Origin of the sequence: Arthrobacter sp. H35-D1, assembly GCF_030063185.1 — a bacterium.
Classification (GTDB): domain Bacteria; phylum Actinomycetota; class Actinomycetes; order Actinomycetales; family Micrococcaceae; genus Specibacter.
Genome location: NZ_JASISP010000023.1, coordinates 1 through 15,127 on the forward strand (window position 1 = coordinate 1; position 15,127 = coordinate 15,127).

Consider the following 15,127-nt stretch of genomic DNA (forward strand, 5'->3'; position numbering starts at 1 on the left):
TCACGATTCTGCGTCTGGAAGGCGAAACGAACCTTGCCAAAGCCACCCGCGGAGCCCGCAACTACCCACACCGCGCCCTCAAACTCGCCGGCCTAAATATCAGCTAAACGACTTTGCAGAGGCCCTGGATGGGCGGAGCCTTCAAATACTCCGCTTTAGACACAGGGGGACCTTTGAGCTTCAGCGCATCTCGACTAACCTGTTACGCACTGCTTTCCGCATTGGAGGAGGACACACGTGGCGTAATAGAAATAGTCTTCGGCAGTTCTGCCCTCGAGGATGTTATTCCCGAGTTTGAACTCGCCCAAGCTCAAAGACGTCGGCAATCAGATCGGCTGAGTGCAGCGGACTCTGTATCAGGAATCTTGCCTTACTTGGACTTCGCAGACGGGTACAAGATTTTGATGGCCAACAAAGAGTGCCTTTCAGAAGATGTTGTTGATGCGTTACAACGGGTCTCGCCCTCGTTTGAGCGGCTAATTGCGATTCGTAATCGCGTTGCTCATACCCGTCCCATGGAAATCGATGACACAGTATTCGTGACAGACGCTGCTGGCAAACTGATTTCAGGTTCCAACCTGGGCTGGGATGCACTCCGACAATGCTTGGACCATCTTCACCGCAATCCGTCTTATGTCCTAGGGCTGACAGTGGACTTCAAAGCCGATCCCACAGATGGACCGACACACAACCTTCCGATCCCAGACTTTGACGAGACAGGCTTCTTTGGACGACGTGAACAAGTCCGTCGGCTTAAGAAAGCAATTAAGGGAGCGTATCCAGTAGTCTCCATATTGGGTGACGGAGGAATCGGTAAGACATCCATCGCACTCAAAGTTGCATATGAGCTCCTTGAGGAGGCCGACCAACCCTTCGAAGCTTTCGTATGGGTTACGGCGAAGGCGACCATTCTCTCAACTAACGAGATCAAGAGGATCAGCGGTGCTATCGAGTCGTCTCTCGGTTTGTTCGCTGAGGCTGCCCGTCAACTTGGAGGCGATCCCAACGACCCGGTCGAAGAACTCTTGGACTATCTCAGCAATTTCCGTATCCTGTTAATACTTGACAACCTCGAGACCGTTTTGGATCAAACCCTCCGTAACTTTCTGCTTGATCTTCCCATGGGGAGTAAAGTTCTCGTCACGAGCAGAATCGGGCTTGGTATCGAGAATCCTGTTCAATTAGAGCCGCTTACGATCGATGACTCGGCAAAGCTGCTTCGGGCCCTTGCCAGAATTCGAAGCGTCGCTCACCTCTCCTCACTTTCACAACCCGAAATCGAACGGCTGGCACGTGACATGGGCGGCCATCCGGCATACATTCGCTGGTTCGTATCTGGGGTACAAGCTGGCAAAAGACCGGAAGAACTGATCGGAAATAATGCTCTTCTACTCGATTTTTGCATGTCTAATGTATACGAGTACCTAGGGGAAGATGCGAAAGCAGTCCTAAGGTCCATGCAGATCCTATCAGGGGCTCGAAACCAAGCTGCACTCGCCTTTCTAAACGACTTTCCTGCTGTCCAGATCCAAGCAGCGCTCCTTGAGTTGTTAACCACAAACTTCATTCACATGTCTAACAGTTCGTCATCGGCAATTTTTGACACGGTCTATGAATTGTCAGACTTTGGAAAGAAGTACCTTGACAAGCATCATCGTGTTGACGATGAAGAACGCACTTGGTTGCTGAATCGAGGCAAAGAACTAACAGACCTTGGAGCTAGCCTTGCTGCAGCTAGCAGTACTACACCCTACGATGCGGCAACTATCAATATTCGAAGCGCCGGCGATATTCATGTCGGCAAGCTGCTTCGTGACGCGATGCTGAGCATAAACAACCCCGAGGTATCGCTTTCCCTTTGCCGTGAAGCACAGGAACTCGCGCCCCAATACTACGAAGCTTGGCGCGTAGAAGGACACGTTCGTGCCAGTAGCCAAGACCTAAACGCACTCATAGCATTCGAACGTGCCCTCGACCTAGCCCCGGACTCACCTGTTCTTCATTACCACTTCGGCGCATACCTTTTGGCTGCTGGAGGAGACCCGACGAGAGCCCTGCAGGTGCTCCAGCAGGCTGCCAGACTCGATCCAGGCAGCCCTGAGATCGCAGCTCAAATCGCATGGGCCCATCACTCTCTGAACGACCCGCTATCTACTATCGGCGCTTGCCGACACATAGTGGCCTTGCCAAAAGCAACCAAACACGACGTGGAAGCCGCAACGCTTATTGCGCTGCGGAGCGCCTGCCAGGCATTGCTGAACCGGATGGACATCGAAGACTACGATGCTGCCGTCGAACTTCTTGAAACCGCGACAGAAATTGTGGTCACATCGGCTCCAGGGACCGTGTCACCAGAGTCACGGGATGTGGTGATCTTACTAGTACACCGTGGGCTGATGCTCGCCGAGCATGCCGATGAATACCCTGCACAGATGGCTAAGGTGTACCGCTCACGCTTGTCTGATGCACTCGCCTCGACTAGTTCGGGTCTTGACGCGCGGCAAGTAGGAAAGCTCAAGCATCTCAAATCGGAGCAAGGATTCGGATTTGTCTCGAGCGGTCCTCACGAGGACTACTTTGTCCACGCCCGAGACCTCATCGATATGCGAGACTGGGAGAGTCTACAAGAAGGTGCCATTTGCATTTTCCAACCGTCAGCGACCGTCAAAGGACCACGCGCAACAAAAGTTAGGATTTTCGATCAGTAACTATTCAATATATAGAGAGTTGGATTCAGAGGATGTGAAATTAGGACTTAATGAGTCGGTGCGAAACATTCAAGATAACCTACCGCGTAGTGAACTAAACTATCAATTCTTTGGTTAGTGGTCATTCAATTTTTCATATGCGAAGGTGGATTTAACGACTTATCCTGCTAGGAAATGCCGCCCGGACAACGGCATGAATTCATCTCAGCGGGCTGGTATTCACCACGAAACGCGAAGAGCCCCTAAAAATCCTCAACCCCAAATAGCATCGTATATACGTGCCGAAGCCATTCCGTCATCGCGTGGCGCAAACCGATGACGAAATTCTTCATACAAATCAACATAATTCCCAGTAATCGATTCGTTCAATATCACATCAATCAATTCGGCAGTACTAGCGACGATAGGCCCCGGTGCTACAGACTCAAAATCAAAATAGAACCCACGTACACTGTCACGGTATTGGTCCAGGTCCGGCGCAAGAAAATACATGGGTTTTCCGGAACCAACGAAATCAAACATAACAGATGAATAGTCAGTAACTAGCAAATCGGAAGCTAACATCAAATCATTGATATTAGGATAAGCTGTAACGTCTATAACGTTGAGCTCAGACTTGAGAAACCTTTGGCCCGCGACATTGTGATGTCCACGAATTAGCAAAGTATATTCAGGCCCTAGCTTTCGCGTAGCCTCTTTTACATCAAGGAAACTTACGAAGGCATAGCTATTATTGTCGTTGCGTTGATTGTCACGCCAAGTCGGAGCATACAAAATGATCTTCTGGGATTCGGGTATTCCAAGACCCTCCCTGATATCGACCCGTCTCAGGGAAGCGTCTTCACCCAATAAGGAATCGTTGCGCGGATAACCAAGATTAAGCGTCTTGCCTTCATATCCGAAGGCCTTAGGAAGCACTTCTTCCGCAAAGTCATTCTGAGCGATCAAAATATCCCAATAGCTTGCTTCTCTCTTCATCAGCTCTACATAGGGAAGTGACAAAGTTGGGTTTTCTATATCATTCCCGATCTTCTTGAGCGGAGTACCATGCCAAGTTTGAATATACACTTGACCAGGATTCTTCCTAAAGAAGAACGGAAAGTTATTGTTATTCACAAGATACTTCGCTGTATGAAGTACACTAAACCATGCATCCGAAAACATGACTAGCGGCTCCACACCTGGCGGTACAGCAATCGACCGATCGGCAACTGTCCAGTACTTTGGTCTAGAATCACCCCGACGAATCATCTCGTTTAGGATTCCTAAGCCACTGTCACCGACGGTTTTCCCACCGAAGGATTCGAAAAGAACTGCGTCTCTCAACTCAGAGTGATCGGTCAGTTCAGATAGACTTCTATGAATGCGAGATTGCATCAATTTGCCGCGCTCACTCATAGCAAGGGGGGGACCAAATTGAAGGGTCAAGGCTGCGCCCACGGATGATCGTGCCACCCTGACGTTGAAGTTCCTTGAACTTTCATCATGAGGTAGGCGAGTCTGCAGTAACGGGCTCACTGGCGTCAAGTAGACTTTTCGTTCCCCCAATGCTGAATCATAGGCAAGGCGGAGAGTGTACATACCAGATTCTGGTGCTTCAGCTACAGTATTCCATCGCTTGTTCTCTAGTGGAAACGTGTATTCCGCTAAACTCCCAAGGGATATCCATTTACTAATGGACGGAGCGATTTCACTACGGCCATTTGAGAATACAATTCGAGGGACGTTTTCGGGAATCGTTTCTTCGTCATCCCAAGCAAAACGTAATAGAACAACGAACGTATTCGAAGCTTCGTTCATGGTCCAAGATTCCGCAATGCATCTCCGGCGAGCATCACTCAATTGTGCGTACCCCAGTCCGCTCGAGCGGACTGTCAAAGCCTCAATGGATTCACGCAACGTATATTGCCGCATAAGAGAATCATCGAGGGCCAAATCATGTGACTTACCCTTTCCATTGATCAAATAGATGCGCCAGACGAATTCATCAAATTCCTGCATATTCTTTGGAATTCGAGGCAATATAGCCTCATATATGGGTTGTAAGCCATTATCTGCAAAGACTTTGGCAGAAGTCGATAATTTTAATTTGTGGCACTCTAACCAGAATGTCGCATCCAGTTCACTATAGGGCACATTGACCGTAAATCTCACTACTCGTCCATCGATACCAAGTGAATTAAGCGTTCTCTTATATGTTTCGCGTACAAAAGACAGCCCGTCCTTCGAGTGCCGAATAATCCAACGCCCTCTCAGCTCGTCCATCGGTAAAAGTGGAAGCGACGCCGCAGCCCCTGTTAGCGGCCTATTCAAAAGCCTACCAGCGACTTCTCTACCCAGTATGGAAAACACGACTTCAAGCCGCCATTCCATCCCCTTCTCAGCATCGCTTTGATTTTGGATAAGATCCGCTAGATCAATCTGTGTAGTAAATGACGAAGCTGAATAATCAGTCCACGCATCATTTGCGCTTATGTTCAACGTTGGATCTACTCTAGATTCATGCTTAAGTAGTATCCTACGTCCATCTTCTGTTTTTGTTAGAAACACATTCATTTGGCGAGTATTAGGGTCGGGCATTATGCCTGCGATATAGGCACTTCCAGTCACGCTAACTTTACCGTCGTCAGTACAATTGATGCCTGTTAGTGAACCAGTAATAGCCAATGACTCGACGGCTATTTCCAAGAGTTCGGATGGAATATCAATACTGAGTAGGCCCAGATAGGACGGCCGACCGTAGAGTCTGCCGTCGTCTTCAACTATAGGAAATGATCGCCCCATCTCGTCATTAGTAATGACGACCGCTTCAAAGTCCTTTCGGCTATCCGCCACTAGACATCGCAACAGGACGCGCTCGTGGATCCCGATTCCCTGATATGTGGCTGCTGATAGATGGTCGGCAACGATGGACAGTGAAGATTGAAGGAGAGACCAATATTTGGATTCAACTCGAGGTACTTGTACAAAGTAGAGTGGTAGATCCGACCCCAAGACCTTCGCAACCCACGAATCGTAGATCTGGCTTTCAACGGCGCCACTGAGGTAGTCATCTATTCGGCCTATGACTTTGAGCCGATCAGCCAAGTCCCTAATATTGTGCTTCTGCTGAGTGATTGAAGTTCGGTCTTGCCGGATACGCCAATCATAGACGACAGCGTGAAGTACATCAAAAGATCTTGATCGAACGTACGCCCGCGTCGTTATTTCTTGGTCTTCGTAAAGGATCCCCTCAGGGAAGCTTATGAGTTCGCTGTCCCAGAAATCTTTTACAAATACCTTATTCCACGCGAAGACGTCTTGAAGTATTTCGGGAAATTCAGATAACGTTATTTTCAGCCGGTCTTGAGAATGTACGACTTTCGCCCATTTGGGTACAGACCTCTTCTTCCCTTGGAGTCTGTTAAGAGATCCTACGACGAAATCTGACCCAGTGTTGTCTAAGGTGGCGAGCATGGTCGCATATGCTTTTTCTGGAATAATATCGTCAGAGTCAGCAAAGGCAATGTATTTTCCCTTAGCAACCGAAATGCCCGTATTCCTTGCAGCTCCGAGTCCTGCATTATGCTTGGTTATTATTCGTACACGACGATCCATACGTGAATATTTTTTTGCAATTTTCAGAGATCCGTCGAGAGATCCATCGTTGACAATAATGACTTCAATTCGTCGGTACGTCTGTTTCAAAATACTCGACAAACATTCGTCCAGATAGGTTTCAACATTGAATACGGGAACGACCACGGAGAGTAAGCCGTAGTTGGCGATGCGATTTTTTCCCGATACGCCAGCCCGAAGACGTTGCACCAACACACCCGTAGGTCCAGTTCGGAGCAAAGTGCGTACGTTCGCCGGTAGCATCCTCCAACACTTCTTCGCCATTCTTGCGCTAATTTTTTGCAAGTTATCCAAGTCTATTTCCCTAATCAATGAACTTATACCGTGAGCGTCAAGTGGTGTTCGAATTCTGCCTGGTTAAGATGAAGTGCTTTATCCGAGTGCGTCCGCGCGCCAGAAGCCGCGGGTATCCACCACGTGCTTGCCGGCCAAGGTGGCCATATCGATCTCACGGAACTTGTCGTGGTCCACCAGGAGTGCCACCACCTCAGCAGCGGCTATGGCCTCGGTGGCCGGGACCTGCTTGATGTTGCTGAATCCTTCAAGCATTCTGGGCAGCACGGAGGAATGCGGGGTAACCACCAGAATCGTGGCGTCGGGGCGCTGCGTGGCTAGCTTGTGGACAATATCCACGGCCGGCGACTCGCGCATGTCATCAATATTGGGCTTGAATGCCAGGCCCAAGGTGGCGATTGTTGGAGACGCTACTTCCTTGACGGGTTCCAGAATCTGGGCGACCACGTGCTGTGGCTTGGAATCGTTGACCTCGCGGGCCGTGCGGATGAGGCGCGCATTTTCGGGATCGGCAGCGACAATGAACCACGGGTCCACGGCGATGCAGTGCCCGCCCACGCCCGGTCCGGGCTGAAGAATGTTGACGCGCGGGTGGTGGTTGGCCAGTTTAATCAGTTCCCAGACGTCCACGCCCAAGTTCTTGCTGACCACTGAAAGCTCGTTGGCGAAGGCAATGTTGACATCGCGGTACGAATTTTCCACGAGTTTGGAAAGCTCGGCCGTGGTGGCGTCAGTCTCAAGGATCTCGCCTTGGCAAAAGACCCGGTAGAGGGCGGTGGCTGCTGCGGCGGCACCGGCGTTGAGTCCGCCCACAATGCGATCATTCGTGACCAGCTCGATCATGACCCTGCCCGGCAGCACCCGCTCGGGGCAGTGGGCGAAGAGCACAGCGGGGCGGCCGTCTGAACCGTCAAGGCTCAAGTCCGGGCGGGCTTCCAGGATGACCCGTGCCATGTGGGCCGTGGTCTGCGGCGGTGAGGTGGATTCCAGGATGACAAGCTCGCCACCGAGCAGCTGGGGGGCGATGGCTCGGGCGGAGTCCTCGATGTAGCTCAGGTCCGCGGACTTATCGGCAAGAAACGGCGTTGGTACGGCCACAATGAAGGCGTCTGCCCTCGGTGTTTCCTTCTGCGCGGTCAGGAATCCTTGCGCCACGGCGCCGGAGACGTGGATGCCCAGGTCGGGCTCAACAAAGGGAACCTCGCCGCGGTTGACGGCGTCCACCGTGGCCGGAGAAACATCCACACCGATCACCTTCATGCCGTTGCCAGCCAGGATCGCTGCGGTGGGCAGGCCAATGTACCCCAGGCCGATGACGGCCACAGTTTCAATGCCTGCGGCGATTGCGAGTTCAGATGTCGGTGTGTTCATTGGGATCCCCGTAGAATTTCAGGTCGCCGGAGGCGAGTAGTTCAGCGTCTTCCACTTGCCAGGTGTGTCCGTCGCCGGCACGCACCTGATAAAAATTGAATCGGTCCGCAGAGTAAACCTGCATCCCGGAATTTCCTGCATTGCGCAAGAATCCCGTGTCTTCCCCGAGCCCGAGGGCCGGGAACGGGTTGGCAACGAAAGTTTCTTTGCGGGCCACGATGGTGGGGCCCATGACAAAGTCCGTGTAGCGGTGCTCCTTGTGGCCAAAACGCAGAATGGTGGCCTTGGACGCCTGCAGGTGCATGTAGTGCGCCTGTTTGCCCACAATCTCCGCCCGCGAGTAGTCCAGGGCAAAGAGTTGGTCCGAGAGGTACGACTTTCCGTAGTGGTCGTCGTCGTCCATCTTGGCCAACACCTCGCCGTCAGCTGCGGACACGCACCGGTTCAGGCACTCCCCCAGTGAGACGTCCCGTCCGGCCGTCAGCAGTGCGACGTTGGACAAGCCGTAGCGTTCCTGCAGACTCTGGAGCTGGCCTGGTTCAAGTTCAAACCCGTGGGTCAGCAGCACCAGCTGAGTCGAGATGCCTTGCTGGGCGGCAATTGTGCGGAACACGTTTTCCACCTGCTGCGGGCGGATGGTGGGAACCAACGCCGATGCCGTGGGCCGCTCCATTCCCGAGATCCGGCCGGGCAGCGCCTTGGACAGCACGGTTTCCACCCGGTGGGCGTAGCTGTGCTCCGACCAGATCCGCCGCTGGGCCAAGTGGGCTGTGCGGTCGTTGAGTTCCGCATTCTTCACCAGCGCCCGGCTGAGGTGTGCAGCTGCTTCACGCGATTCCGCCACGGGCACTTCCTCCTCGGCGAAGAAGTTCCTGATGGCAGCACTGGGGGTGCTGATGACGGGGGTGCCAGCAGCGGAGATCTCGAAGATGCGCCGTGCACACATGCTGGCGGAATCCACCACGGAATTGACGTTCAAAAAGACCTTGTAGGCCTTGTACGCGGAGAGCATCTGCGGATAGGTCAGTGATCCGACCACGCTCGAATCCAGCGGGGCCGGGAACTGGTACTCCGGATTGCCGCCGAGCTGGCGGGAGAAAATCTCCAACCCGGTCTCCATCTTGGAGGAGGCATCCATGGCACCGTTGAGCAAAAGGTCCATCTGCTCGCGGCGTTCGGGGTACTTGTGGGCAAAGTACATGCCGCCGAAGGCCACGTCGCGCCGGTGCCAGCCCTTGGCCGGGCGCACGGGGTTGTGGACGGCAGGCTGAGCGGCGAAGGGCAGCACATCGATGCGGTCGTGGCCCAGGTCCTCGCGGTAGCTTTCAATGCGGCCCGCATCAGAGGTGAAGACCACGTCAAAAAGCTTCGCCGCAGGCAGGAAGTCGTCGTAGTGGGGCGGGTCTTCCTTGTTCCAAAAGACGGTGGGAATGCCGTGGGCCTTGCAAGCGGCCAGCATCGCAATGAACTGTTGCGAAGGGCCGTTCTCGCCGGCTATCTTGCCACGCCAAAGCCTCTCGTTGCCAGCCCAGGCGGATTCAATAAAGACCAGGTCAAGGCCGTCCAGCTGTTGGGCCCAGGACGCCGGGTCCAGGGCAACTGCGTTCCATTCGAAACGGAACGCCATGGCGGAAAAGTCGTCAAGGATGACGCCGACGGTGAGGTCGTGGCGCCGGGGTTCCCCGCCTGGCAACTGAGCGGCCGTGAAGGAGAGGTGACGCTTTTTGCCCCTGCCGACCCAGCCGCCTTCCACACCCTGCACACTCGTGGGGGCGGCGAAACCCAGGTCCACGCGGCGGCGATTCCGCCATTCCTTCAGCTGGTCCGGGCCACCGGAACGCAAATGCCACAGCGCCGTCTTGGCCTCTTCGACGGTGTACATCAAGCCACCGCCGTTCTGCCGCGGCGCGATGCCGAAGCCTTCACAATATTGGCCGCGGCCAAACCAGACCGGACCTCGGCCAAGAGATCCCGGGCGGAGTTGTTGTTCCCCTTGGCCAGCAACTTGGTGAATTCCATGTACTTTTTGGTGACTTCCTTGGGATCGCCGTCCATGATGAGATCGCCCTTGTCCAGCCACACCACCCGCCCGGTCATGTCCTTGATGGTGGTCAAGCTGTGGCTGACCAGCAGCACGCATCCGGCTTTGTCGCGGAGCTCGTCCATGCGGCGCTTGCTGCGGGCGGCAAACTGGGCGTCGCCGGTGTTCAAGGCCTCGTCCACGAGCAGAATCTCAGGATTCCCGCAGGCGGCAATGGCAAAGCGCAGGCGCGAAGCCATGCCTGAAGAATACGATTTCATGGGCAGGTGGATGGACTTTTCCAGTCCCGACACTTCCACGATCTCGGCAAAGCGTGCATCGATCTCCGCTCGGTCCATTCCCATGGCCAGGCAGCCAAGGACCACGTTTTGATCCCCGGAAAGCTCCGGCACCAAAGCTGCGTTGACACCGAGCATGATGGGCGTGCTGGAGGCATGGATGGCACCGCTGGTGGGGCGGACCTGGCCGCTGACAAGCTTCATCAGCGTGCTCTTACCCGATCCGTTGCGGCCAATGACCCCCACAGATTCGCTGTGCCGGACCACCAGGGAAAGCTCATTCAGGGCGTTGACGGTGACGGTGTTGGGTGCCGGGGCGAAGCGCTTCAACAGTTTCAGTCCGCGGCTGGGTGCCTTGTCCTGCTCCTCGGTTGAAATGACGCGATACTTCATGGCCACCTTGTCCGCAACGATGCACGGATCCGTGGTCAGGGTGGAAAATTCATTAACCGCGGACATAGGATTCCTCCGCCCGCCAGAAAAACAGCATGCCCACCACGAGCGAAACGCCGGCCCAGGCAGTCAGCATGGCCCAGGAGTGCAATGACGGGGTGACGCCGTACAGCAGGGAATCACGGGTGATGTCAATGATAATGAACATGGGGTTCGCCTGCATGACCGCAAGAATGGTCGGGTGGTCGATGAACCGGTCCAATGAATAAAAGACGGCGGACAAATACATGATCAACCGCAGCCCGAAGGGCAGCAGGTGGGTCACGTCATTCACGCGGGAAATGATGCGGGCAAGGATCAGGCCGATGCCAAGGTTGAACGCGAACTGCAGGGCCAGGACCGGTACCAGCAGCAGCCAACGCCAGCTGATGGGTTCCACGGGCGGAACCACAAGAATGATGAGCAGCATGGCCAGGATCATGGGGATGTTGCCCAAAAGTTCGCGCAGGTTCACGCCAATGGGCAGGGCTGCCCGGGGGAAGCTGAACCCCTGCACCAAGGCCTTGTTTTGTTGCATGGACCTGGCACCGCCGGTAATGGCGCCCGAGGTGATCTGGAACATGAAGACACCGATGACCAGATAACCGATGAAGTTGGGGATGCCCTTGCTGGTGTTCAGCAGCAGGCCGAACACCAGGAAGTAGGTGAGACCGTTGAACATGGGGTTGAGGATCAACCATGCACTGCCCAGCTTGTCGCGGCGGGTGCTGCTTTGCACGCGGGCCCGGGCGTCATAGTAAATGAACTGGCGGAAGTCCCACAGTTGGACAAGGTAGTCCAGGAACGGCGGGCGCGCACCAACTCTCTTCAGCTTGCCCATGTCCACCGGCACATCATGCACCACGGCAGGTTTGGGCAGCTGCGCAACAACTTCAGTCATGCGTGCCACTCCGACTTTCCACTGACCCGTCAATTACCTTCTTGTACGCCGCACTGTAGGCGGCGGCATTGGCCGCCCACGTGCGTGTTTCCAAAACTCTGCCGCGTCCGGACAGACCCAGGCGGGTCCGTAGTTCCGGCTCTCGCAGCAACCCTGACAAAACTGAAGCCAAGTCCGCCGGATTATCCGCCGCACTCAGCCTCCCGTTCACATCGGGTTCAATGATCTCACGCAACGCCGGAAGGTCGCTCGCCACGACGGGCCGGGCGCTGGCCAACGCTTCCACCGGTTTGAGCGGGGTGACGGCGCGGGTGACGGACAAGTCCTTGCGCGGAACCACGAAAACATCAAGTGCCCCATGGTAAAGCGGCGTGGATTCGCGCGGCACGCGACCGGTGAAGATGGCCTTCTGCGCCAAGCCCAGCCGCTTGGCCTGGTCCTGCAGGGCTGGCAGGGAAGTGCCATTTCCCACAATCAGCAGCCGCAGCTTGGGGATTTCCGGCGCCAGCAACGCAAAGGCCTCCACCAAGTCATCGATTCCCTCGTAGTCCACCAGCGAGCTGACGGTGCCGATGTAGTTCAAGTCCGGGTCAAGGCCAAGAGCCGTCCTGGCTTCTTCGGCGGCGCGCGGGGCTTGCAGGAATTCTCCGCCCACCGCGTTGGGCGCCAGCAATACCTTTTCAGCGGGCACCCCCGCAGCCACGATGCTCTCCTTCATGGTCTCGCCGAGGGTAAACACCACGTCGGCGGAACGCATGGCGTCAGCCTCCCGGGCCTGAAATTCCGTGTAGCGCTGGCTGCCTTTGGCGGCCTCGCTGCGCGTGGACGCCCACGTGTCCGCAAGTTGTCCGCGCACCTCATACACCCAGGGGATGCCGAGGGCTCGGGCCACCGCGCCCACCACCAGTGCATTGGCGAAGTGGGTGGTGGTGTGCAGCACCTGGGGCCGGAACTCCACGGCCACGCGCAATAGTTCCTCGGCTTCCTGCTGCATGCGGGCATCGGCCGTGGCAGCCATGCGCGACGGCAGCAGCCGCCGGTATTTCACCCCGTCGACAACGTCCTGCTCGCCAGCGAGAATCTTGCCCACCTGCACGGGGTATCCGAGGCGTGTCACGGCCAGCACATCCCAGCCCGCGTCGCGCTGCGCCGCAAGAATGGAGTGCCCGCGCTGGGCATAGCCGCTGGCGGTGTGGGGCAGCGAATTGGTCAAAAAGTGCAGTACCCGCCCGGGCACGGCTTCGACCTGGACAGCCGGCAGCACAGGCGTCCAACCGGTGAACGTGCGCAGTTCCCCGGCCAGCCTGTCGTGGTGCCTGCCCAGCGCACCCCGCTGGGCGGCGAGGGCGGCGACGGCACCTGACATGTCGCCGTCGTACCATTTCCGCCGGGCAAAGGTGGCAGGCAGGCGAGAGGCTCCCGCTGCGGCAGGCAGGAACTCATCGGCCCAAGCAGGCTGCCCGGCGGCCAGTGCGACGTCGGCCACCAACCTGGCTCGGTTGCCGGCAACACCGTCCCTGCGTGCCGTTTCGAAACGACGTTCCAGGCCCGTGCTGTCGCCGGCAACATGGGCGGCAATCAAGGCAACGGCGGAAACGGAGCGCGGGAGTGCCTTGTTCACGGCCTTCGCCGCGGGCTGGACGAAGCGTGCGGGCAGGCGCCTCGAAAGCTGAAGCGCCAACACCGTGGGATCATCCGAGAGGTGCCGGGCGGCAGTTGAGGCCGCCAGGGCAGCGTTTTTAAGCACACCCACTAGATACGCCTCTTTTCACTGACCACTGCCGCAATGTTCTCCATGTACGCCTTCGCCAAAACGGGATAGTTGGCGTGCTTGCGCACCCAGTCGCGGCCGGTGGTGCCCGTCTGCAGGCGGGAGCGGTCCGCGGCAAGCTCACACCACAACTCAGCCACGGCCTCGGGCTTCCAGGCGACCACGTCGCCGCAGTCGGCGTCCTTGACGATGCGCGCGGCTTCCCCGCGCACAATGGCCGTCACGTGGCGTCCGATGGACATGACCTCGTAGGTTTTGGAGGGCACTGTGGCTTCAAAGGACTTCCAGTCGTCGCGCAGCGACACAATGCAGGTGTCCGCGTGCTCGTACCTTTCCAGGACGTCCTCGCCGTGCAGCGACGGGTGGAAGGTGACGGGCGCGTTGAGTTCCCGGGCCAGTTCCATCAGGGCCGGGCGCTGGGTGCCGTGGCCCACCATGTGCAGATGCATGGAGTCCCCCACCAGGGCGCTGGCGCGGATCACCACGTCAAGGCGTTGGCTCTCGCCGTGGTTGCCCAGGTACAGGGCTTCAAAGACCGGGCGCTCCACGGGCGGAGGGGCAAAGACCGGAACGGTGTTCAGGTCAAGTCCATTGCTGACGGTGACAACGTTTTTCACGCCGCGGGCACGCAGCGTTTCAGCAAAACCCTCGGTGACCGCAACCACCATGTCCGCCCGCAACTGGATGGCTTCCACCACGCGTTCCACCAGGCTCTTGACGTTGCCCTTCACAATGCGGGCATCACGGGCCAGATCCGGCCAGGCATCGCGCATTTCCACGATGAGCGGCACGCGCCGCAGCTTCGCCACAACATAGCCGGACACCATGATCGGCAAGCTGGGCGCCGTGACAACAATCACGTCGGCGCTGCGCCACATCAACCCGGCGGGGATGGACATGGCCGCGGAAACCAGTTGGTCCAGGAGCCGGGCACCATGGGAGTGGCCACTGTGCGGAACGTAGGGAGCACGCTTGATCCGCTCGCCCAACGGGCCGACCTGGCCGCGAAGGGGACGCCCGGCCTTGCTGGCAGGCAGGGTCCGGCGACCCACCGGGAAATGCGCCACGGGGGCCACAACTTCCACGTCCCAATTGGCCTTCCGGAACTCGCGAATGAGTGTTGTCCAGCGGCGCTGCGGCGGGCTGTGCTCCGGCCAGTAGGAGTGGATCATGAGCATGATGCGCAACGGCTTGCCGGACGAATCAACAGATTCGTCCGGCTTTGGTGACGTCAAGCCGTCGTCTTTTGTCTGAGATCCTTCAAGCACGAGCTGCTTGCTTCCGCTCATTGACCTGCGGACCGCCACGGCCGGAGCGGCTCATCAGCCAAAAATAGGCAACACCCAAGGCAAGCACCACTGCGATTGTGAGCAATTGCACCACCACAGGACTGCCCTGGGGCGCCTTGTCCTGCTTGGCGGCCTTGGCCCAGGCCGGATTGGCGGTGGTATCCGGTGCGGCCTCGAGCACTGTGACGGCCGACGCGCCGGCACCGACGGATGCCGTGTTTGGGGAGACGTGCACCGGAGCCGAGAACGTGGTCCCTGCTTGCTGCGCTTGGGCCGGAGCGGCAGTGAAAACTACCGTCAATCCAGCGAGCATGGCCAGCAAAAAGGCCGCAGCAAGCCATCGGCGCGTGAGCGAGTGACCCAATGTTTCCCCTTTTATTACGCATTCGCGGCCGTGTTGGGCCGTGAGAAGTTTGAGTGGGGA

9 protein-coding genes are annotated in these 15,127 nt (G+C 56.8%); 1 reads left to right on the plus strand and 8 read right to left on the minus strand.

Going from position 1 to position 15,127, the window contains the following annotated elements; translation table 11 throughout:
- The first annotated feature begins 374 nt into the window (after positions 1 to 374).
- Entirely contained in the window at positions 375 to 2,708 is a 2,334-nt protein-coding gene (locus QMG25_RS17010; RefSeq protein WP_283462229.1) for an NB-ARC domain-containing protein, read from the plus strand.
- Positions 2,709 to 2,960: 252 nt separating this feature from the next.
- Here QMG25_RS17010 and QMG25_RS17015 read toward each other — a convergent pair whose 3' ends face one another.
- The 8 genes from QMG25_RS17015 to QMG25_RS17050 form a co-directional block, all read right to left on the minus strand.
- Entirely contained in the window at positions 2,961 to 6,620 is a 3,660-nt protein-coding gene (locus QMG25_RS17015; RefSeq protein ID WP_283462230.1) for a bifunctional glycosyltransferase/CDP-glycerol:glycerophosphate glycerophosphotransferase, read from the minus strand.
- A 78-nt stretch (positions 6,621 to 6,698) separates the two neighbouring features.
- The gene (gene wecC, locus QMG25_RS17020) at positions 6,699 to 7,991 is read right to left on the minus strand and encodes a UDP-N-acetyl-D-mannosamine dehydrogenase (RefSeq protein ID WP_283462231.1); all 1,293 of its coding nucleotides are present in this window, start codon (positions 7,989 to 7,991) and stop codon (positions 6,699 to 6,701) included.
- Positions 7,972 to 9,873 (minus strand): glycosyltransferase family protein, encoded by a 1,902-nt coding sequence (locus QMG25_RS17025; protein ID WP_283462232.1) that lies wholly within the window; start codon positions 9,871 to 9,873, stop codon positions 7,972 to 7,974. Before QMG25_RS17025 ends, wecC begins: the two co-directional genes overlap by 20 nt.
- Positions 9,873 to 10,769: an ABC transporter ATP-binding protein gene (locus QMG25_RS17030; protein ID WP_283462233.1), complete on the minus strand. Its 897-nt coding sequence runs from the start codon at positions 10,767 to 10,769 to the stop codon at positions 9,873 to 9,875. Before QMG25_RS17030 ends, QMG25_RS17025 begins: the two co-directional genes overlap by 1 nt.
- Complete coding sequence (locus QMG25_RS17035) at positions 10,756 to 11,643, minus strand: ABC transporter permease (protein WP_283462234.1); 888 nt, start codon at positions 11,641 to 11,643, stop codon at positions 10,756 to 10,758. The genes QMG25_RS17030 and QMG25_RS17035 overlap by 14 nt, the downstream gene beginning before the upstream one ends.
- Positions 11,636 to 13,396, minus strand: coding sequence for a glycosyltransferase family 4 protein (locus tag QMG25_RS17040; RefSeq protein WP_283462235.1), 1,761 nt, complete (start codon positions 13,394 to 13,396; stop codon positions 11,636 to 11,638). The genes QMG25_RS17035 and QMG25_RS17040 overlap by 8 nt, the downstream gene beginning before the upstream one ends.
- The gene (locus QMG25_RS17045; protein ID WP_283462236.1) at positions 13,396 to 14,703 is read right to left on the minus strand and encodes a glycosyltransferase family 4 protein; all 1,308 of its coding nucleotides are present in this window, start codon (positions 14,701 to 14,703) and stop codon (positions 13,396 to 13,398) included. Before QMG25_RS17045 ends, QMG25_RS17040 begins: the two co-directional genes overlap by 1 nt.
- Entirely contained in the window at positions 14,675 to 15,067 is a 393-nt protein-coding gene (locus QMG25_RS17050) for a hypothetical protein (RefSeq protein ID WP_283462237.1), read from the minus strand. The genes QMG25_RS17045 and QMG25_RS17050 overlap by 29 nt, the downstream gene beginning before the upstream one ends.
- Positions 15,068 to 15,127: the final 60 nt, after the last annotated feature.